Here is a 20842-nt window from a genome sequence, read left to right as displayed (position 1 = left end):
TCACTAACGGAATCAAAAGACCGGCTTATCGCTTGTTGCGAATCGGCACGTTCATTTCTTCAGGCTTGATCTCGCGCACCAGCTCGGGCACGCCCCAGGCAAAGGCCGGGTCCACCTTGATCTTGAAGTGGTACATGCTCTGCATGGCCTGGTGGTCTTCCTTGCGGAAGGTCATCTTGCCCTTGGGCGTCTCGAAGCTCATGCCCTCCATGGTCTTGATGAGCTTGTTGGTGTTGGTGTCGCCGTTCGTGGCCTTGAGGGCCGTGACCAGCGCCATGGCAGAGCTGAAGCCGCCGGCCGTGAAGAAGTCTGGCGGGGTCTTGAACTCCTTGTAGTGCGCAGCCACCATGGCTTCGTTCACGGGGTTCTTGGGGATGCCGAAGTAGTAGTACGTGGCGCCTTCCATGCCGGGGAAGTTCTTGTAGGCCGCCATGGCGGGCAGGATATTGCCGCCGGTGGCGATCTCGATGCCATAGCGCTTGAGGTCCATGTCAGCGATCTTGAACGGATTGCCCGCACCGGCCCAGATGATGAAGATGACCTTGCGGCCTGGCACGTCCTTGAGCTTGTCGATCAGGCGCTGGGCACCGGCGGTGAAGTCGGTGGTGGTGGTGGGCAGGTATTCCTCGTGCACCAGCTTGGCGTTCTTGAGCGCGTCCTTGAAGGCCTTCACGCCATCGCGGCCGAAGGCATAGTCCTGCGCCAGCGTCGCCACCGTCACGCCCGCCTTGTCGATGGCCACGGCGTTGGAGATCGCGTCCTGGCTGCTGTTGCGGCCAGTGCGAAAGATGTACTTGTTCCACTTGTCGCCGGTGATGGCGTCGGCCACGGCGGGCTCCACCAGCAGGATCTTCTTGTATTCCTCGGCCACGGGCAGCAGGGCCAGGGCAACGCCGCTGGAGGTGGGGCCGACGGCAATGTCGGCCTTGTCATCCGAGTAGGCCGAGGCCAGCAGGCTCTTGCCCAGGTCAGGCTTGCCCTGGTCGTCCTTCTCGATCACGACGAGCTTCTTGCCATTGACGGTCATGCTGCCGCCGGTGGCGTAGTTCAGGCCCATCATCAGGCCGGTCTGGGTCTGCTTGCCATAGGCCTCCAGCGGACCCGTCTTGCTGTACACGTGGGCAATGCGGATTTCACCGGTCTGCGCGAACGCGGGGGCAGAAAGTGCGGCGGCGGTAACGGCTGCGGAAGCGAGGGCGACCAGAGTGCGACGGTGCATGGCGATGTCTCCTGTTGTGATGCTTCTTTATTGCACAGTCTGTGCCAGCAGCCAAGTGCTTGATTTCAAAGATACTTTTGCTGACACCCTGGCGACACTGCCTGATTTCAATACACATTGAATGTCTAATTTTTAGACATTTGCCTGATTTTTATTCAGGGTTTTCCAGACGTCCATAGAGCGTGGCGCGCGAGATGCCCAGCTGGCGAGCAGTGGCCAGCTTGTTGCCGCCATGGGCTTTGAGCGCAGCCGCGATGGCCTTGCGCTCCAGCTCCGCCACCTGCTCGGCCAGCGGGCGCAGGTATCGGCTTTCGTCCTCGGCATCGGCGGCGTGGCCCGGGTCCTGCACCGGGGCGGGGGCGGCGGGCTCCACGCCCGCTTCGCGCAGGATGCGTTCGAGCTGCGCGGCGTCGATGGACTGCGAGTCGCTGCGCATCACCGCCTGCTCCAGCACATTGCGCAGCTCACGGATGTTGCCGCGCCAGGGCTGGCCCGCCAGCAGGGCCATTGCATCGGGCAGCAACTCGGGCGGCGCGGTGCCGTTGCGCAGGGCTAGGTCTTCGCCCAACGCTTCGACCAAGGCAGGAATGTCGCTGCGCCGCACGCGCAGCGGCGGCACACGCACCGGCAGCACATGCAGGCGGTAGAACAAATCCTCGCGGAATTTGCCCTCGCGCACCAGGGACGCCAAATCGCGCGATGTCGCGGCCAGGATGCGCACATTGAAGGGCACGAGCTTGTTGCTGCCCAGCGGCTCGATCTCGCCCTCTTGCAGCGCCCGCAGCAGCTTGGCCTGCAGGCTTTGGGGCATGTCGCCGATTTCGTCGAGGAACAGCGTGCCGCCATCGGCCAGCTTGAACTTGCCGTCGCGGCCCTTGCGGTCGGCGCCGGTGTAGGCGCCAGGCGCCACGCCGAAGAACTCGGCCTCGAGCAGCGTGTCGGGCACGGCGGCGATGTTGACGCTGACGAAAGGGCCACTGGCGCGGCTGGACGCTGCGTGGATCGCGTGGGCCAGGAGCTCCTTGCCGGTCCCCGTCTCGCCCAGCAGCAGCACGGGGCTGCTCGACTGCGCTGCACGGCGCGCCTGGCGCTTGACCTCGGCCGCCGCGGGGCTGGAACCGATGAAGCTGGCAAAGGTGTACTTGGACCGCCGCTCGCCGTCGCCCGCCACCGCCAGGCTGCGGCGGCGCTGGCTGGCCAGCTCGCGCCGGGCGTCGTCCAGGTCGCGCTGCAACAGCGCAAACTTGCTGATGAGGGGCTGCAGCGTGGTCTCGGGATGGTCGAACAGCACGATGCCAATGGCGCCGATCACGCGGTCCGCGTCGTCGCGCAGCGGAATGCGGCTGACCACAAAGGTGCCCGCCTTGTTGGTCAGCAGGTCGATCAGCACGGGCTGGCCCGTTTCGAGCACGCGGCGCATCTGGGTGTTGGGGATGACCTCTTCCACCGTGCGGCCCACGAACTGGTCCACCGACGAAAAACCCAGGTCCGGCAGAAAGCGCTGGTAGCCCTCATTCACCCACACGATGCGCCCACTGCGATCCACCAGGAACATGCCCTGGCTGACGCTGGAGAACAGCTGGAACATGGAGCGTGCCGCCAGTTCCAGAATGCCCTGGGCATCCAGCGGCAGTGCGGGGGCGTCATCAGCGAGCAAGGGCATCCGTGGATGGTAGCGCGCCGGCGGGGCGCAGGATCTGTCCCCCACAGGCAGCAGACGCCCGGCATGGAGTCATGACGCTACAAATTAGATAGCTACCTAGGCAAATGGCACTAGCGCTATCAGGCGTTTTTATCCAAAACCGGAGTCAAAGAGGTGTACAGGGATGCCTCACATGCTGCCAGCGGCTGGTCCACCAAGATGCAGGGCTTGCCCGTGCGGCGGCACTGGTCCTGCACGCGCCAGTAGGCGTCGTGGCTGATGCAGCCTGTCTGGCAAATCACCAGGTCAGCGGCGGCCAGGCTGGCGTCGAAGGCCGCACCCGCGTCTGCGTCCGGATGGGCCTCGACCACCACGGGCACGCGCACCCTGCGGGGGTGTGCCGAAGCACCCGGGGGCGCGGCGCTGGTTGCCCCACCCAGCTCCGGGTGGCTCACTGCCCTGGTATCTGACTGCGCCGCCAGTCGCCAGCGCAGGCATTCCCGCGACAAGGTCGCAATGCGCTCCGCCAGCACAGCGATATGGCGTGCCATGGTCTGACGGCGGGATAGCCCCGGCACAGCAGCCCGTAGCTGCGCCAGCTCGTCGTACGCCATGGCCAGCCGCGTATCGCGCACCACCAGCGCCCCACGCAGCCGCACCACCTCGGCCTGCAGCGCCTGGATCTCGGCGGCCTGCGCCGTCAGGGCCGCGCTGCAACGCCGCTGGGCTTCGCCCCACTGACGACAAAGCACCAGAAACTCCTGCGGAAATGAAGACATGCGCCATCCTGCAAATAAGAACTATTCGCATTTTATGGTACGATTCAGCCTGAGTTCACAGCAAGCCACCTGGTGGGGAGGGCTCCGGGAGCACAGCGCCTGGGGGCCTGGCTTGCCAAGAAAATCGTCGGCACGGATCTGCCCGCGCCGTCTGGACGAAAAAAAACCGCGCCCGATGGCGCGGTTTTTTTATGGGTGCGAGCCTGGGGTCTCGCCACGGTTTCAGGCCTCTGCCAGCGCCATCTTGCGGGCAGCCCAACGGCGCAGCAGGCGCGGAACGATCAGCACGGCCAGCACGATGACGATCAGGGTCACCGAACCGGGGCGCTCCAGGAAAATCGTCCACTTGCCTTCGCCAATCGACACCGCATTGCGCATCTGTGCCTCAGCCAAGGGGCCCAGGATCATGCCCACCACCACCGGCGCGGCGGGGAAGTCAAAGCGGCGCATCACCACACCCAGCAGGCCGATCGCGTACAGCAGCACCAGGTCGAATGCGCTCTGGCGCATGCCATACACACCCAGGGTGGAGAAGACCAAAATGCCCGCGTACAGGTACGACTTGGGGATGTTCAGCAGTTTCACCCACAGGCCCACCAGCGGCAGGTTCAGGATCAGCAGCATCACGTTGCCGATGTACATCGACGCGATCAGCGCCCACACCAGCGCGCCGTTGGTGTCGAACAGCTGCGGGCCGGGCTGGATGCCATAGTTCTGAAACGCGCCCAGCAAAATGGCCGTGGTGTTCGACGTGGGGATGCCCAGCGTCAGCAGTGGGATCAGCGTGGCCGTGATGGCCGCGTTGTTGGCGGCCTCGGGGCCTGCCACGCCTTCGATGGCGCCCGTGGTGCCAAACTCTTCCTTGTGCTTGCTCAGTTTCTTCTCGGCGGCATAGCTCAGGAAGGTTGGAATCTCGCTGCCACCGGCAGGCACGGTGCCAAACGGAAACCCGATGGCCGTGGCGCGCAACCAAGCGGGCCAGGAGCGCTTCCACTCTTCCTTGGTCATGTGGGTGCTGGTCAGGCGGTTCTGGGTTTCGTCGGACTTGCCTTCGTACATCACGTTGTACAGCGCCTCGCCCACCGCAAACAGGCCCACGGCGATCAGCACCACTTCGATGCCATCCATCAGCTCAGGCACCCCACCGGTGTAGCGCGCCTGGCCTGTGATCTGGTCGATGCCGATCAAGCCCATGGCCAGGCCCACAAACAGCGCCACCATGCCACGCAGCGTGCTCTTGCCCAGCACTGCACTCACGGTGGTGAAGGCCAGCACCATCAGCATGAAATACTCAGGCGGGCCCAGGCGGATGGCGTATTCGGCCACCAGCGGCGCGCAGAAGGTCACCAGCACCGTGGCGATGGTGCCCGCCACAAACGATCCGATGGCGGCCGTGGCCAGGGCCGCACCGGCGCGGCCATGCTTGGCCATCTTGTTGCCCTCCATGGCCGTGACCATGGACCCGGCCTCACCCGGGGTGTTGAGCAGGATGGACGTGGTGGAGCCGCCATACATGGCGCCGTAGTAGATGCCTGCAAAGAAGATCATCGAGGCCGTGGCCTCGACCTTGACGGTGATGGGCAGCAGCATGGCCACAGCCACTGCGGGGCCGATGCCTGGCAACACACCCACGGCGGTGCCAATCATGCAGCCCACAAAGGCCCACATCAGGTTGATGGGTGTTGCCGCGGTGGCAAAACCCTGCATCAAAAGGTTTAAGGTTTCCATGGCGTGCAGGCTTTACAGCCACCCCGTGTTGGTCAGGCCGGGCAGGTTGATGGCCAGCAGTTGCGTAAACATCCAGTACACCGGGGCCGCTACCGCGATACCGATGAAGGAATCCTTGATCCAGGCCTGCAGGCGCAGGTCGAGTTCACCTTCCGAGCTCTTGAAACCCCGTACCGACAGCACGAAGCACAACGCACAGCTCAGGATGAAGCCCAGCGTGGTGATGAGCAGGGCGTTGAGCAGCAGCCCTGCCGACACCCAGATGAAGCCCTTCCAGTGGGCACGCTCGTCGCCGGAGCCCTCTTCCAGCTCCCGAAACCCCCCGCTCAGCGCATGTGCCACGCACAGCACGCCGCAGATCAGGATGGCAATGCTGACCACCCAGGGAAAGAAGTTGGGGCCCACGCCACCATAGCCCGCTTCTGAACTGACCGAGCTGGCCCCCCAGGCCAGACCCAGCGCGAGCACCACCAGCCCGACCCCGATCAGGGTCTGCAAGGGCTTGGAGCGCGATGAATGTTGTTGTGTCATGTTTTTTCCTTCGCACCAACCAATGCACGGTCAGGCCGCCTGCCCAGAGGCAGAAATGACGGCTGCCGCGCCTTGCTTCGGGATCAGATCATTCCGGACTTGGCCATCGTGGCGCGCATGCTGGCGAACTCGGCATCCACGAAATTGCCGAACTCGTCGCCGGCCATCCATGCGGGGGTCCAGCCGTTCTTCTCCATCGCGTCCTGCCAGGCCTTGTGCTTGAAGGTCTTGGCCAGCGCATCGATCAAGGCCTTGCGCTGTTCGGGTGTGATGCCAGGCGCGCCGTACACGCCGCGCCAATTGCCGATTTCCACGTTGATGCCCTGCTCCTTGAGCGTGGGCACGTTCACGCCCTTGAGGCGGGTGCCCGAGGTCACGCCCACTGCGCGCATCTTGCCGGCAGAGATGTACTCGGAGAACTCGCTGTAGCCGCTGCCACCCACGGTCACGTTGCCACCCAGGATGGCGGCAGTGGCCTCACCGCCCCCACGGAACGCCACGTAGTTGATCTTGGCGGGGTCCACGCCCACTTCGCGGGCGATCATGGCGGCTGCAATGTGCTCGGTAGAGCCGCGCGAGCCGCCACCCCACTTCACGCTGCCGGGGTCCTTCTTGAGCTGTTCCACCACATCCTTCATGGTCTTGAAAGGCGAGTTGGCGGGCAACACAAACACGTTGTATTCGCTGGTCAGGCGCGCCAGGGGCGTAACCTTGTCCAGGCCCACCGGTGGTTTGCCGGTGATGATGCCGCCCAGCATCACAGCGCCCATCACCATCAGCGCGTTCGGATCGCCCTTGCTGGCGTTGACGAACTGGGCCAGGCCAATCGCGCCCGCTGCGCCGCCCTTGTTGTCGTAGGACACCGACGATGCGGCGCCCGCATCCTGCATCGCCTTGCCCAGCGCGCGACCGGTGGAATCCCAACCGCCCCCGGGGTTGGCGGGAATCATCATCTTGAGGGCCGCTGCCGACTGGGCCGACACGGGCAACGCACCCGCAGCGGCCAGGGCGGCCAGTGATTTCAGAAAGGTATCGCGACGCATGGTGTCTGTCTCCTGATAAGGTTTGCGAACCGCCCGATGATGCGCGCGCTGCCTGTCAAACGGCTGTCCTCAGACTCAGGGAAAACACTCATGCACCCGGCCCAATGAGACGGTGCTATGGTGCCGCGCATGCAATTGCTCCTTGTAGAAGACGACCCCACCATGCAGGCCACGCTGCACCGCGCACTGACCCGGCGTGGCATGGAAGTGACCGCAGTGGGCGACGGACGCGCAGCGCTGAGCCAATGGACCGCCCTGCAGCCCGACGCCGTCATCCTGGACCTCACCCTGCCGGGTCTGGACGGCTTGCAGGTGCTGCAGCAGGCGCGATCACGTGGCCTGCGCACCCCCGTACTGATCCTGACGGCACGTGGCACCGTGGGCGACCGCGTAGTGGGGCTGAACGCTGGCGCCGACGACTACCTGCCCAAACCGTTCGATCTGGACGAGCTGGAGGCACGCCTGCGCGCACTGGTGCGCCGCAGCGCAGATCCCGCCGTAGCGCCGCTGGCACCCAGCACCGTGCAGATCGGAGCCATCCGCTACGACAAGGACAGTGGCGCGCTGTATCTGAACGGCGAGGTGATGGAGCTGACCCCGCGCGAGCTGGCACTGATGCACGCCCTGCTCGCCCAGCCCGGGCATGCCGTGACCAAGGAGCGACTGTATGAGCTGGTGTTTCCGGGCCAGCTCGACGTGCAGTACGAAGCTATCGAAGTCGTGGTGTACCGGCTGCGCAAGAAGCTGGCGGGCACAGGCCTGACCCTGATGACACTGCGCGGCCTGGGCTACCTGCTGCGGGCCGACGCATGAGCGAGGATGGCGTGCGCCACCACTCGCTGCGGCGGCGCCTGCTGCTGGGCATCTTGCTGCCTGTAGCCCTGTTCATCGGTTTCAACACCTGGAGCCTGTACCACCAGACGCTGGCCTCGCTCAACACCGCGTATGACCGCACCTTGCTGGCATCCGCCAAAAGCATCAGCGAACAGCTCGATGTGAAAGGCTTTGACGACGCAGCGCAGCTGCGCGCCATCGTTCCTTATTCGGCCCTAGAGGCCTTTGAGGCCGACAACCAGAGCCAGATGTTCTACCGCGTTTCGACCCTCAAGGGCGAGATCGTGTCGGGCTTTGAGGACCTGCCGGTGTGGCACGGCAGCATTCCTGCCCGCCCTCCCTATGCGGCTCTGGTGGACTTTTACGATGACCGGTTTCGTGACCGCGATGTGCGCGTGGCGGTGCTGCTGCAACCGGTGGCCAGCTCCGAAGGCCGGGCGATGGCCGTGATCCAGGTGGCGGAGACGCTGGAGGTGCGCGAAACCCTGGCACTGCAGATCCTGTGGAACACCCTGTTGCGACAGGCGCTGTTGATCGCCGTGGTGGCCTTTACCGTGGTGTTGGTGGTGCAGCGCGCCACCCAGCCTGTGCGGCAGCTCAGCCAGCAGTTGCAGGCCCGGCGCGAGGGCGATCTGAGCCCCATCGCGGCCCCGCTCGCCCCACGCGAGCTACAGCCGCTGGTGGACGCCACCAATGAGGTCATGCAGCGCCTGCGTCACCTGCTGCGGCACCAAAAACGCTTTGTGCGCGATGCCTCCCACCAGCTGCGCACACCGCTGGCCGTGCTCAAGACCCAGGTGCAATCGGCCCTGCGCGGCGACGTGGAGCCGCAACAAGCCCTGCACGAGATCAGCGACACCGTGGACCGCGCCACCCAGCTCGCCAACCAGATGCTGGCCCTGGCCAAGGTGGAGCAGCTGCGCCAACAAAGCGCTCCACCAGCCACCCGCTTTGATGACATTCTGCGTGCCGTGGCGCTGGAGATTTCGCCACTGATTGCTCAGCGCGATCTGGACTTTGGCATCCACACCGAGCCAACCCTGGTGCAATCGCATGAATGGATGCTGCGCGAACTGAGCCGCAACCTGCTGCACAACGCCGTGCGCCACGCACCGCCCGGCAGTGAGTTGACCGTGGACTTGCGCAGCGACGGGCGGCATGCGGCGCTGACGATCAGCGACCACGGCCCGGGCATTGATGACGAGCTGGCGGCACGCCTGTTTCAGCCCTTTTCTGCAGGAGACGTGCGCACCGGCAGCGGCCTGGGCCTGGCCATTTGCCATGAGATCGTGCAGGCCCTGGAAGGCAACATCACACTGACAAACCAGGTGCAAGGCCACAAGGTGACAGGGTTGAATGCCGTGGTTCGCCTGCCACTGCCTGCGCCCTTGACCGACAGCACACCCGTGGCCTAGACGGCACAATCTCGCCCATGAATACCTTGGAGACGATGCGCCTGGACAAGTGGCTCTGGTGCGCCCGCTTTTACAAGACCCGCAGCCTCGCCACCGAAGAGATCGGCAAGGGCCGGGTCACTGTCAATGGCCAGCTGGCCAAACCCGCACGCGACCTGCGCTGCGGCGACACCGTAGCGCTGCGCCAGGGCCCCGTGGCACGCACCGTGCTCGTACGGGGCCTGAGCGGTGCCCGGGGCCCCGCGCCAGTGGCCCAGCAACTGTACGAAGAAACCCCGGACAGCATCGCCGCCCGCGAAAAGGCCGCAGAACTGCGCCGCTTGGCCCCCGAGCCAGCCGCGACATTGCAAGAAGGTCGCCCAACCAAACGCGACCGCCGCGAGATCGACAAGGTGAGCAACAAGGGAAGCGACTGGGGCAGCCGGTGGAGTGCTTCGATCGACGAGTGAGTAACGAAGGTGCCAACCATTTCACGGCACCGAGATAGGTGCTTGCGCGTGTCCATGCTGTGCCACTCACGCCTGCGATTTACTGACTAGGGGGCCGTACTGGGTGGATGTATCCTGAATTTGAAACGGGACATCACCAGCGCAGCATGAGGCGCACTGCGTGGCAGCAATTCTTCCACGCAACCGGTGGCAACTGGAGGCACAAAGCCGGCAGCGATGCCCGCCATGGCGGCCTTGGAGCCGCCCCTCCAACTCCACCCCCACTCGGCCCCGTCAATGCCTCCAGCAAACAGCAAAGCGCCCTTTGCTGATTCACCCAAGCGGATCTCAATCCGCATGCTGTTCGCAAAAGCACCGCGCCGATAACCTGCGGTGATGCGCAGCGTAAACACCGGGTGTCGAACTGGATCGAAACCCGCGCCTACGGTATTGGTAATGACGGCCAATGCCGGCATGGCGGTACCGTTCCACCCCTCCGCCATCACCGCACCATCGCCAAAAATGATGAAACCACGCGCAGCCGACCACAGGTTCTTGCCGTACCGCAAGATGGCCCCGCAGTGGGGGTTGTAGCCGCCCTGCCCACCCTCGCAATCGAGCGCAAAAACGATGTGATGGCCTCCGTTGGAAAAAAACCTGGAAGCATCGACCGTGCACAAAAAATCGGCGCAATGAGAAGGCGCAGAGCCCGCAGCCCTGGGTAGATAACAAAAGTCCAGATCGTTGAATGCCAGGCTGAGCTCGCGAACTTGCACGCCACGATGGTGCGTCATGGGGGCCCTTCTTCCCTGTAGGCATCAGTATCAGTGTCAGCATACAGGGCCACTGGCCAGCACTTGCGCGCTCCATGTCGGCTTTGGGCCGCTATCACGGGCCAGTGCCCTCGGCCTGAAGTACACAACAAAAAAAAGCCCGCACAGGGCGGGCTGAAACCTTGCCAGATTTCACCAGGACACAGGCCCTCCGCAATCCAAACAGCGGGCGGAATCTGATCCATGTCCCCAAGAAAGCGAGCAAGGCTCTTAGGACCCTCCGATTGGGCGCGAAACATGATCGGTTGGGTATTCGGGAATCACCTATGCGCAATGCAATTCCTCAACCGAACTGCGGCGAACAGACAGACTTGACAAAGAAAAAGCCCCAAGCGCGTTGAGCGCTTGGGGCTTATCTTGGCGGAAACGGAGGGATTCGAACCCTCGATGAGGCTCTACACCCCATACTCCCTTAGCAGGGGAGCACCTTCGGCCACTCGGTCACGTTTCCAATCCCGCTATTATGCCTCATTTCAGGGGCTGTTCCGCTGGTTGCAGCAGCATAGGTGGGCTGTTCCAAAGTCCTCGTGCACGCCGGGCGCTGATAGCAGGAGTCACTTATTTGCCGATTGCCGCCCAGGTTTTGATGTCGCATATGGAGGCCATTCGAGCGCATGGCTTGTGTGCTGAACATATTGGACAGTAGGTAAGGACAGACACGGGCTTTCTATTGGACGCGCCGAGCTCATAGAGCTGGCAATCTTCGCGATTGGCCAACGTGCCGGATGCGGCGGTTTACTCCCGTATTTGTGGGTGTCGTCCCGTGACGCGGGCAAAAAGACACCTGAGAGCTACTGCCTGAGCCATTCCAGCGTAAGACCAGACCGCACGACAAAGCCGCTTCCTACCTTGATGCGGATGTGGTGACCCCGTGTGGTACAGGCCTGGATCTGATCCAGCAGCTCGCCCAATTGCGCGGCTCCCGGGGTGGTTTGGTGGGCATGGCGCAGCCAGTGGCGCACCACGTTGGCCTGGCGCGCGCGGGTGAGCCCCTGCAGCGCCTTGATACCAGGGGGCACGCCCACCAAGGACAGGTCCTGCTGTGCCATCTCGTTCAGCAGCTCGGCAGCCTGGGCTGCATTGGCGGCCGACCGTGCAAAGGTATCGCGAAAGGACGGGAATGCGGCATGCAGCGCAGGCAGCAGTTGCGCCCGAATGCGGTTGCGCGTGAAGCGCTCATCGGAGTTGGTGGGGTCTTCCACCCACGCCTGGCCTTGCGCCTTCAACCAATCGCGTACGTCCGCCGCTGACACCTGCAACAAGGGGCGCTGCCAGACCAGACCAGCACGCGTCCACTGGGCGGGCATGGCGGCCAGGCCGGCCACGCCCGCTCCGCGCGACAGGGCGAGCAACAGGGTTTCGGCCTGATCGTCGGCGTGCTGTGCAATTGCTATGGATTGAATAGCACCCAAGGCATGATCCTGTAGCGCTACTGCCGTCAAAGCCTGGTATCTGGCTTGCCGAGCGGCATCCTCGGGGCTCTGGCCGGGCGCGGGGCGCGCGTCCAGCCGCTGCACACGCAAGGGCACGCCCAGATTGCTACACAAGGCCACGCAATGCTGCTCAAACCCATCGGCGGCCGCCTGCAGCCCATGGTGCACATGGATGGCCAGCACTTGCCCGGGCCAGCGGCGTGCACAGCCCAACAGCAATGCGGTCGAGTCTGCGCCCCCGCTCAACGCCACAGCCATCGGCAACGCGGGCGCAAAGGCCCGCAGGGCGGCGTCCATTGATTGCGTCATCGCATCCGCCCTTCAGGCCCTGCAACTGGACCCGTCACAACCGCCGGACGTGCCTGGAGGGCGTAGAGAACGAGGGAGAAATGGCGACGCATGGGCGCTGATTATCATGGTGCCCCGCACTCCGGCAGTAAGGTGCATGGGGGGGGCCGCGACGCTCCGCCCCTTGCAACTTAACCGCCCGGCGGGGACAGCCGTGGCGCAGCGCGGGCAGAGTCGGTGGACAGGCGGAAGGTACCCACCACCTCCGACAGCCGCACCGACTGGTCCTTGAGGCTCTGTGCCGCAGCAGCGCTTTCCTCCACCAGCGCTGCGTTCTGCTGGGTCATCTGGTCGAGTTGGGCCACGGCCTGGCCGACCTCGTTGATGCTGGTGCTTTGCTCATTGGTGGACGCCGTGATCTCGGCCATGATGTCCGTCACACGCTGCACCGAGGTCACGATCTCGGTCATGGTGGTGCCCGCGTCGTGCACCAGCCGCGAGCCGTTTTCCACCTGCTCGACCGAGGTATTGATCAGGGTCTTGATCTCGCGTGCCGCCTCGGCGCTGCGCTGGGCGAGGCTGCGCACCTCGCCTGCCACCACCGCAAAGCCCCTGCCCTGCTCGCCCGCGCGGGCGGCTTCCACCGCAGCATTGAGCGCAAGGATATTGGTCTGGAAGGCAATGCCGTCGATGACGCCAATGATGTCGTTGATCTTGCGCGAGGCCGCATTGATCTGGTCCATGGTGGTCACCACATTGCCCACCACCTGCCCACCATGTTGCGCCACGCTGGACGCCTGGGCCACCAGCTGGTTGGCCTGGCGTGCCGAGTCTGCGTTGTGCCGGACGGTCTCGGTCAGCTGCTGCATGGAGGCTGATGTCTGCTGCAGGCTGGATGCCGTGAGTTCGGTGCGCCCGCTCAGGTCATGGTTGCCGGTGGCAATCTCTTCGGCGGCCACGCGTACCGAGCTGCTGGCGTCACGGATCTGTGAGAGCACACCGGAGAGCTTGCCCGCAAAGCTGTTGAAGCTACCGGCGATCTGTGCCAGCTCGTCCTCACCGTGGGCGTCGATGCGGCGCGACAGGTCGCCATCACCGGCGCCGATTTCATGCATCGCGTCACGCACCAGCGTGAGCTGGCGCAGGCGCCGCGTCAGAACCACGCCCAGCAGCCCCACGGCCACCACCAACACCAAAACGCTGGAGATCAGCGATGTGGCCAGCATGGCCCGGATCGGTGCCATGGCCTCGCTTTCATCCAGGGCCACCACCAGCATCCATGAGGTGCCCGCGATCGGCACCACGCTGAGTAACCGGCTGCGCGACGCGATGTCCGCCTGCAGCAAGCTTTTGTCCTTGGATGCCGCGAGCAGCTTGTCGATCACAAGGTCCTTGGACAAATCGGCGATGGGCTTGAGGGTCAGCGCCTGGTCGCGGTGGGCGATGATCTTCCCGTCGGCAGACACCAGAAACCCGAAACTCTGCGGCGTGGGCTGGATGGAAGCCACATTGGCAACCACTGACTCCATGTAGACATCACCAGCCGCCACGCCTTTGAGCGCTGCGCCAGCGCCCACCGGGGTCGCAAAAGTCACCACCAGTTTCTGGTCGGACGCCGAGATGTAGGGCGGCGTGACCACAGACCCGCCCGCTTGCGCGGCCTGCTTGTACCAGGGACGTGCGGTGGGGTCGTAGTCGGCGGGCAGGCTGCGAGTCTCTGAAAATACGTACTTCTTGTCCGCGTAGCCAAAGTACGCCGTGCTGAATTTGCCCGCGTCGCGCAGCATGGCCAGAGACTTGGCAGGTTCGGGATCTTCAAAGGCGGCGACAGAGGCCGCAATGATCGTGGCCTTGGCTCGCGCCCACTCCTCGATGGTTTCTGCGTGGCTCTTGGCGGTCGCCATGCCCTCTTCGGCCAGTGAAACCTGCGCCTGTGCACGCGCCGACAGGTAGTTGACCAACGTCAACACCATCAGGGCAGCCACCATGCAGGTGGCAGAGAGGACCAGGATCTGGCCCTTGAGCGTCTTCAGAAGCGACATGAAGCCCTCCTTGAACCGCCCGCGCAGGCGGTCTGCAGGCATGTTACATCCGGTAGCAGTCCATGCGCCAGTGCGGGTTTGTGCGCCCCTGCAAGGAGTCGGCCAGAAAAACAACAACGGCCCCGAAGGGCCGTTGGAACCGCACCAAGCTGGTGCATTTGGTGCCAGCAACGACAGGCCTGAACCTGCCTCAGCGGGCTTAGCGGGCGTCCGCCTTGGTGTCGCTGAAGCGGCCGTAGCTCTGCAGACGCTCGTAGCGACGGTCCAGCAAGTCTTTGGTCTTGAGGTCTGCCACCTGGCGGAAGGCATCGCCCAAAGCGCGCTTCAAAAATGCGGCCATCTGCTTGTGATCGCGATGGGCGCCACCCACGGGCTCGCTCACGATCTTGTCCACCAGGCCCAGGGCCTTGAGACGGTGGGCGGTGATGCCCAGGGCGTCGGCAGCCTCTTGCGCCTTCTCACTGGTCTTCCAGAGGATGGACGCGCAACCTTCGGGGCTGATGACCGAGTAGATGGCGTACTGCAGCATCACAACCTGGTCGGCCACGCTGATGGCCAGGGCGCCGCCGGAGCCACCTTCGCCGATGATGGTGGTGATGATGGGCACTTCGAGCTGCGCCATCTCGAAGATGTTGCGGCCAATGGCTTCGGACTGGCCGCGTTCCTCGGCATCGATGCCGGGGTAGGCGCCGGGCGTGTCCACAAAGGTGAACACGGGCAGCTTGAACTTCTCGGCCGTCTTCATCAGGCGCAGGGCCTTGCGGTAGCCCTCGGGCTTGCTCATGCCGAAGTTGCGCATGGCGCGCTCCTTCGTGTCACGGCCCTTCTGGTGGCCGATGACCATGCAGGCGTGCCCGTTGAAGCGGGCCAGGCCACCCACGATGGACAGGTCATCCGCATAGTGGCGGTCGCCGTGCAGCTCGACGAAGTCGGTGAAGATGTCGCGCAGGTAGTCGAGCGTGTAGGGGCGCTCGGGGTGGCGGGCGATCTTGGTGATCTGCCAGGGCGACAGTTCGCTGTAGATGTCTTTGGTGAGCTGCTGGCTCTTCTTGCTCAGCTGGTCGATCTCTTCCGAGATATCGACGGCACTCTCGGTCTGCACGTAGCGCAGTTCTTCAATTTTGGACTCCAGCTCGGCGATGGGCTGCTCGAAATCCAGAAAGGTCTTTTTCGCCAACGTTTTTCTCCTTGGGGATCGCACCCGGCGGGGTTGCCACGAATGGCACGCACTGTAACCGGCGTGCCTGCAGTGGTGTCAATAGGTTACAGGCAGGGGGTCCAGAGACCGCCAAATATACCAAGTCGCGACGCTGCACCAGGGCTTCCAGGCCTCGGCCACCTCGCGGGCGTCGCTGCGGCTCACCGGGTCGCCAGAGAAGTAATTCTGGCTGATCCCGCTGATCAACCCCGGGTCGTCCAGGGGCAAAACATTGGGCCGCATCAAATAGAAGATCAAAAACATCTCGGCCGTCCAGCGGCCAATGCCCCGGATGGCCACCAGCTCGGCAATGATGGCCTCGTCGTCCATGGCGGCCCAGTCCTTGACGTGCAGCTTGCCGCCCTCAAAGTGCATGGCCAGGTCCACCAGGTAGTCCACCTTGCGGGCCGACAGGCCTGCGGCGCGCATGTCATCGATCTTGAGCTTGAGCACGCTGGCGGGCTTCATGCCGCGCGGCAGCAGCGCCACAAAACGCTCCCACACGGCCTGCGCTGAAGCCACGGACACCTGCTGGCCCACGATGGAACGCGCCAGGGTGATGAAGGGGTCGCCCTTGGTCTGCAGCGCGGCGTCGCCAAACTGCGGGATCAGGCGCTTCATCACCCGGTCTTTTTTCACCAGGTGCTTACAGGCCTCGGCCCAGTAGTCGGGCGTGGCCAGCACCAGTGGCGGCGCCGCGGCGTCGCTTGCTATCTTTTTAGAAGCTGCCACCGCTTATTCCACCTGCACTACTGGCATATTTGGCTTCAAAACCATGCTCATTGGGCAGCTTCCCAGGTGGTACCGGCGGCAGAGTCCTTGAGCACGATGCCCTGGGCCAGCAAGTGGTTGCGGATGCGGTCGGCCTCGGCAAAGTTCTTGGCCGCCTTGGCTGCGGCCCGGGCGGCAATCTGCGCCTGAATTTCGGCCTCATCCACCCCCGCAGCACCCGACTGAAGAAACGCTTGCGGGTCGCCCTGCAAGATTCCCAGGCAACCACCCAGCGCCTTCAGCAGCCCGGCCAGCTCGGCAGAACGGGTCTTGTTGACCTCGCTCGCCAGGTCAAACAGCACGGCCACCGCCTCGGGCGTGCCAAAGTCCTCGTCCATCGCGGCCTTGAAGCGGGCTGCGTAGGGGCTGGTCCAGTCGATGGACGCCACCTGCGTGGGGGTCACCAGGCTGAGCGCGGTGTACAGACGCTTGAGCGCCTGACGTGCGTCGTCCAGGTGGGCATCGCTGTAGTTCAGCGCGCTGCGGTAGTGGGCCCGCACGATGAAAAAGCGCACCGTCTCGGCGTCATACGTCTTGAGCACGTCGCGGATGGTGAAGAAGTTGCCCAGGCTCTTGGACATCTTCTCGTTGTCCACGCGCACGAAGCCGTTGTGCACCCAGAATTTGGCCAGCGGCTTGCCCGTGGCGCCTTCGCTCTGGGCGATTTCGTTTTCGTGGTGGGGGAACTGCAGGTCTGCGCCGCCGCCGTGGATGTCGAAGGTTTCGCCCAGCGTGGCGCAGCTCATGGCCGAGCATTCGATGTGCCAGCCGGGGCGGCCCGCACCGAAAGCGCTGTCCCACTTGGCTTCGGGCGGCTCCTCAGGCTTGGCGGACTTCCACAGCACAAAGTCGAGCGGGTCTTCCTTGCCGTCCAGCACGGCCACCCGCTCGCCAGCGCGCAGCTCATCGAGCGACTTGCCCGAGAGCTTGCCGTAGCCATCGAACTTGCGTACCGAGTAGTTCACGTCACCGTTGCTCGCGCGGTAGGCGAGGCCCCTGCTCTCCAGCTGGCCGATCAGCGAGAGCATCTGCGGCACATATTCGGTGGCGCGCGGCTCCACGGAGGGTGGCTCGATGCCCAGCAGGCCGATGTCATGGTGCATCGCAGCAATCATCTCGTCAGTGAGCTGGCGGATGGTGATGCCCCGCTCCAGCGCGCGCTTGATGATCTTGTCGTCGATGTCGGTGATATTGCGTACATAAGTCACGCGCAGGCCGCTGGCCTTGAGCCAGCGCTGCACCACGTCAAACGCCATCATCATGCGGGCGTGGCCGATGTGGCACAGGTCGTAGATGGTCATGCCGCACACATACATGCGCACATGGCCAGGTTCGAGCGGGGAAAAGTCCTCCAATGCACGCGACAGCGTGTTGTAGATGCGCAAACTCATGGGATTTCAGTAACGGGAGACTTGATGGGGGTGGGTGAGCGCCTGAGACTCACCCGGCAGCAGCGGAACTCAGCCCTGGGAAGGGGGTGGCCCGGCAAGGGGCGTCCAGCAAAATCACCAGCGGCAACAGCGTACCGTCATGACAACCCCCTCAGCTACAATCCGCCGCAGTATAAGCCCCCGCCCGGGCTGGCTGCCGCCCAACTCCTTTGTACCCCCATGAAGCAAGTCCGACGCACACTCCCACGCCTACTGCGCCTTCTGGCACTGACCGCCCTGATGGGCACGGGCGTGGTCCACGCGGACGACTATGCCGACATCACCCAGTTGCTCAAGGCTGGCAAGGCGTCCGAGGCGCTGGCCAAGGCCGACCAGCGCCTGGCCGCCAACCCACGTGACCCGCAGCTGCGCTTCTTGCGCGGCGTGGCCCAGACCGACTCGGGCAAGCAGGCCGACGCCATCGCCACCTTCACCAAGCTCACCGAAGAGTACCCAGAGCTGCCCGAGCCCTACAACAACCTGGCTGTGCTGTACGCCAACCAGAACCAGCTGGACAAGGCCCGCACGGCGCTGGAAATGGCGATCCGCACCAACCCCAGCTACGCCACCGCACAGGAAAACCTGGGCGACATCTACGCCAAGCTGGCCAGCCAGGCCTACAACAAGGCGCTGCAACTGGATGCCAACAACGCCAACTCCGTCAAGCCCAAGCTGGCGCTGATCCGCGAATTGTTCTCCAACGAACCCGGCAGCAAAACCGGTCGCCCTGCCGCCGCAGCGCCCGCGCCCGCAGTGGTGGTAACCCAGCGCCCTGCACCCGCTCCAGCGCCCGCCGCTGCGCCAGCAGCTGCAGCCCCGGCGCCAGCGCCTGCCGCCGCTCAAGCCCCAGCTCCAACTGTCAGCCCCGCTTCCGCTGCAACGGCTCCTGCACCGGCACCGGCCCCAGCTCCTGCAGCTGCCGGCGATGCATCCACCCAGGCCGTTACCTCTGCCGTACAGGCCTGGGCTGCGGCCTGGTCGTCCAAGGACATGAAGGGGTACCTGGGCGCGTACGACAAGTCGTTCGATCCACCTGGTCGCCAAGGCCGCGCTGCCTGGGAGAAGGAACGCGAGGCGCGCATCGTCGGCAAATCCAAGATCAGCGTGAAGCTTTCTGACATCACCGTGTCCGTACAAGGTGACAAGGCCACGGCCCGGTTTCGCCAGGCATACAGTGCCGACGCGCTCAACGTGAGCAGCCGCAAGACGTTGGACCTCGTCAATAACAACGGCCGCTGGACCATCGTTCGCGAATCCACAGGCGGTTAACCATGGCCCCCGATGCGGCGCCTGCGCCTTCCGCGCGGGCTTTTTTTTTGCCCTGACAGTCAGCTGATAGATGGTTTGCATGTTTGTGCCCCTGACCAACGCAGGCCGCAGGGCAGCATCGGCGGTGCTGTTGCTGCTGGGCCTCTCGTTGGCCACGCCAGCCCTGCCGCAGGGTGCCAAGGCCCGCCGGGCGGCTGCTGCGCATGCGGCATCCACCACGCCCCCAGTGGCGCCCACACCTGCTGAGCTGCGCGACGGCCAAGCGGAGACGCGCCTCATGGCGGTGTACAAGCTGGTGGCCGAAGGCCGGGGTCGCGAGGCGCTGGCCCAGGCCGAAAGCCTGGCGCGCGACTACCCCAATTTCCAGCTGGCGCAACTGGCGGTCGGTGACCTGCTCATGTCGCGAACCCGGCCACTGCGGCATATGGGCGATGTGGCCCCTGAGCCGGACTCGGCCCGCAGCATCCAGGCCGCTGCGGCACTGGCCGAACTGCGCACCGAATCGCGCCAGCGTGTGGATGCACAACGCAGCCGCCCCCCGGTCAATGCCATCCCCGCACAGTTCCTGGAGCTGTCCCCTCGCTCGCGCCACGCGATTGCGGTAGATACCTCGCGCTCTCGCCTGTATCTCTTTGAAAACACCGCCCAGGGCCTGCGGCTGGTGGCCGACTACTATGCCTCCGTGGGCAAGCTCGGCATCGAAAAAGAGGTGGAGGGTGACCAGCGCACACCGCTGGGGGTGTACTTCATCACCAGCCGCCTGGACCCGGCCAAGCTCAAGGACTTCTACGGCGCGGGCGCCCTGCCCATCAACTATCCCAACCCCCTGGACCAGAGCCGGGGCAAGACGGGCAGCGGCATCTGGCTGCATGGCACGCCGCCCGACCAGTTCTCGCGCGCGCCACTGGCGACCGACGGTTGCCTCGTGCTGGCCAACCCCGACCTCGAACGCATCCTGCGCACGGTGGAGCCCCGCTCCACCCCCGTGGTCATTGCGCGCCAGTTGCAATGGGTGCAGCCCCACAGCGTGGCGGCCGACCGCAAATCGTTCGAAGCGGTGCTCAACGCCTGGCGCACCGCCAAGACCGAGGGCGACATGAAGCGCCTGCTGGGCTTTTATGCGCCCGACTTCCAGAGCTACCGCAAGAAGCCGCTGGAGGAATGGACCCAGGTGCTGCAGGCCGAGGCCCGCGCCCTCAAGGGCCGGGAACTCCAGCTCAAGGACAAGTCTTACCTGCGGTGGACAGACTCGGCCGACACCATGGTGGTAACGTTCGGCGAAGTCGCCGAAGGCGCCCGCACAGGCCCGGTCAAGCGCCAGTACTGGACGCGCCGCGGCCAACAATGGCAGATCTTTTTCGAAGGAGTGATTGGATGATTTCCAGAAGAAATTCGACGGTAGCGCTAGCAAGTATTGCCCTGGCTGCTATGTTTACAGTAGCACCGGTGCAGGCCCAAGATGCCCCCAAGGTCAAGCTGGCCACGTCGATGGGCGACATCGTCGTGCAGCTTGACGCCGCCAAGGCCCCCAAGACGGTCGAGAACTTCCTGGCCTATGTGAACAGCAAGCACTACGACGGCACGATCTTCCACCGCGTGATGGACGGCTTCATGATCCAGGGCGGCGGCTTCACGGCTGACATGCAGCAAAAGCCCACCAAGGCCCCCATCCCGCTCGAAGCCAAGAACGGCCTCAAGAACGACACCTACACCATCGCCATGGCGCGCACCGGCGATCCCAACTCGGCCACTTCGCAGTTCTTCATCAACGTGAAGGACAACGGCATGCTCAACGCCCCCAACCCTGACGGCCACGGCTACGCCGTGTTCGGCAAGGTGGTCGAAGGCACCGCCGTGGTGGACAAGATCAAGGCCGTGGCCACCGGCAACAAGGGCGGCCACCAGAACGTGCCCACCACCCCCATCACCATCAACTCCGCCACCGTGGTGAAGTGAAGC

General features: G+C 64.3%; 18 protein-coding genes and 1 tRNA gene. 6 read left to right on the top strand and 13 right to left on the bottom strand.

Annotated features, from left to right (window positions below):
* Positions 1 to 25 precede the first annotated feature (25 nt).
* The 6 genes from C8C96_RS12285 to C8C96_RS12260 form a co-directional block, all read right to left on the bottom strand.
* Positions 26 to 1219, bottom strand: coding sequence for a substrate-binding domain-containing protein (locus C8C96_RS12285; protein WP_056064604.1), 1194 nt, complete (start codon positions 1217 to 1219; stop codon positions 26 to 28).
* A gap of 151 nt (positions 1220 to 1370) precedes the next feature.
* Complete coding sequence (locus C8C96_RS12280; RefSeq protein ID WP_121942500.1) at positions 1371 to 2882, bottom strand: sigma-54-dependent Fis family transcriptional regulator; 1512 nt, start codon at positions 2880 to 2882, stop codon at positions 1371 to 1373.
* Positions 2883 to 3001: 119 nt separating this feature from the next.
* Complete coding sequence (locus C8C96_RS12275; protein ID WP_121942499.1) at positions 3002 to 3640, bottom strand: DUF2325 domain-containing protein; 639 nt, start codon at positions 3638 to 3640, stop codon at positions 3002 to 3004.
* Positions 3641 to 3862: 222 nt separating this feature from the next.
* Entirely contained in the window at positions 3863 to 5368 is a 1506-nt protein-coding gene (locus C8C96_RS12270; protein ID WP_056064614.1) for a tripartite tricarboxylate transporter permease, read from the bottom strand.
* 12 nt (positions 5369 to 5380) lie between these two features.
* A complete protein-coding gene (locus C8C96_RS12265; protein WP_056064616.1) occupies positions 5381 to 5899 on the bottom strand; it encodes a tripartite tricarboxylate transporter TctB family protein in 519 nt (172 codons plus the stop codon).
* Positions 5900 to 5982: 83 nt separating this feature from the next.
* Positions 5983 to 6942 (bottom strand): tripartite tricarboxylate transporter substrate binding protein, encoded by a 960-nt coding sequence (locus C8C96_RS12260; RefSeq protein WP_116747501.1) that lies wholly within the window; start codon positions 6940 to 6942, stop codon positions 5983 to 5985.
* 129 nt (positions 6943 to 7071) lie between these two features.
* On the opposite strand from C8C96_RS12260, the gene C8C96_RS12255 reads away from it, so the two are divergent.
* From C8C96_RS12255 to C8C96_RS12245, 3 genes are read left to right on the top strand one after another with little or no spacing between them, the layout of a single operon-like run.
* Complete coding sequence (locus C8C96_RS12255; protein WP_056065161.1) at positions 7072 to 7755, top strand: response regulator transcription factor; 684 nt, start codon at positions 7072 to 7074, stop codon at positions 7753 to 7755.
* The gene (locus C8C96_RS12250) at positions 7752 to 9191 is read left to right on the top strand and encodes a sensor histidine kinase (RefSeq protein ID WP_121942498.1); all 1440 of its coding nucleotides are present in this window, start codon (positions 7752 to 7754) and stop codon (positions 9189 to 9191) included. Before C8C96_RS12255 ends, C8C96_RS12250 begins: the two co-directional genes overlap by 4 nt.
* A 17-nt stretch (positions 9192 to 9208) precedes the next feature.
* On the top strand, positions 9209 to 9640 hold the full coding sequence (locus tag C8C96_RS12245; protein ID WP_056064624.1) for an RNA-binding S4 domain-containing protein: 432 nt from the start codon (positions 9209 to 9211) through the stop codon (positions 9638 to 9640).
* Between the two features lie 86 nt (positions 9641 to 9726).
* Here the strand turns inward: C8C96_RS12245 and C8C96_RS12240 are convergent, their stop codons facing one another.
* The 7 genes from C8C96_RS12240 to cysS form a co-directional block, all read right to left on the bottom strand.
* A complete protein-coding gene (locus C8C96_RS12240) occupies positions 9727 to 10413 on the bottom strand; it encodes a hypothetical protein (protein WP_147455676.1) in 687 nt (228 codons plus the stop codon).
* A gap of 397 nt (positions 10414 to 10810) precedes the next feature.
* Positions 10811 to 10903 (bottom strand) — tRNA-Ser (locus tag C8C96_RS12235).
* 340 nt (positions 10904 to 11243) lie between these two features.
* A complete protein-coding gene (gene tilS / locus C8C96_RS12230; RefSeq protein WP_121942496.1) occupies positions 11244 to 12194 on the bottom strand; it encodes a tRNA lysidine(34) synthetase TilS in 951 nt (316 codons plus the stop codon).
* Positions 12195 to 12364: 170 nt separating this feature from the next.
* Positions 12365 to 14215 (bottom strand): methyl-accepting chemotaxis protein, encoded by a 1851-nt coding sequence (locus C8C96_RS12225; RefSeq protein ID WP_121943994.1) that lies wholly within the window; start codon positions 14213 to 14215, stop codon positions 12365 to 12367.
* Between the two features lie 199 nt (positions 14216 to 14414).
* Positions 14415 to 15392: an acetyl-CoA carboxylase carboxyltransferase subunit alpha gene (locus tag C8C96_RS12220; protein ID WP_121942495.1), complete on the bottom strand. Its 978-nt coding sequence runs from the start codon at positions 15390 to 15392 to the stop codon at positions 14415 to 14417.
* 78 nt (positions 15393 to 15470) lie between these two features.
* Positions 15471 to 16145 carry a DNA-3-methyladenine glycosylase gene (locus C8C96_RS12215; protein WP_199737470.1) on the bottom strand — a complete coding sequence of 225 codons (675 nt, stop codon included), beginning with the start codon at positions 16143 to 16145 and terminating at the stop codon, positions 15471 to 15473.
* 47 nt (positions 16146 to 16192) lie between these two features.
* Positions 16193 to 17575 carry a cysteine--tRNA ligase gene (gene cysS, locus C8C96_RS12210; RefSeq protein ID WP_121942494.1) on the bottom strand — a complete coding sequence of 461 codons (1383 nt, stop codon included), beginning with the start codon at positions 17573 to 17575 and terminating at the stop codon, positions 16193 to 16195.
* 219 nt (positions 17576 to 17794) lie between these two features.
* Between cysS and C8C96_RS12205 the strand changes: the two genes are divergently transcribed.
* The 3 genes from C8C96_RS12205 (at position 17795) to C8C96_RS12195 (ending at position 20839) form a co-directional block, all read left to right on the top strand.
* A complete protein-coding gene (locus C8C96_RS12205; RefSeq protein WP_121942493.1) occupies positions 17795 to 18883 on the top strand; it encodes a tetratricopeptide repeat protein in 1089 nt (362 codons plus the stop codon).
* 70 nt (positions 18884 to 18953) lie between these two features.
* Complete coding sequence (locus C8C96_RS12200) at positions 18954 to 20261, top strand: L,D-transpeptidase family protein (protein WP_121942492.1); 1308 nt, start codon at positions 18954 to 18956, stop codon at positions 20259 to 20261.
* Positions 20258 to 20839 carry a peptidylprolyl isomerase gene (locus C8C96_RS12195; RefSeq protein ID WP_121942491.1) on the top strand — a complete coding sequence of 194 codons (582 nt, stop codon included), beginning with the start codon at positions 20258 to 20260 and terminating at the stop codon, positions 20837 to 20839. Before C8C96_RS12200 ends, C8C96_RS12195 begins: the two co-directional genes overlap by 4 nt.
* Positions 20840 to 20842: the final 3 nt, after the last annotated feature.

This window comes from Acidovorax sp. 100, assembly GCF_003688355.1.
Lineage (GTDB): Bacteria > Pseudomonadota > Gammaproteobacteria > Burkholderiales > Burkholderiaceae_C > Acidovorax > Acidovorax delafieldii.
This window is presented reverse-complemented; position numbering and strand designations above follow the sequence as displayed.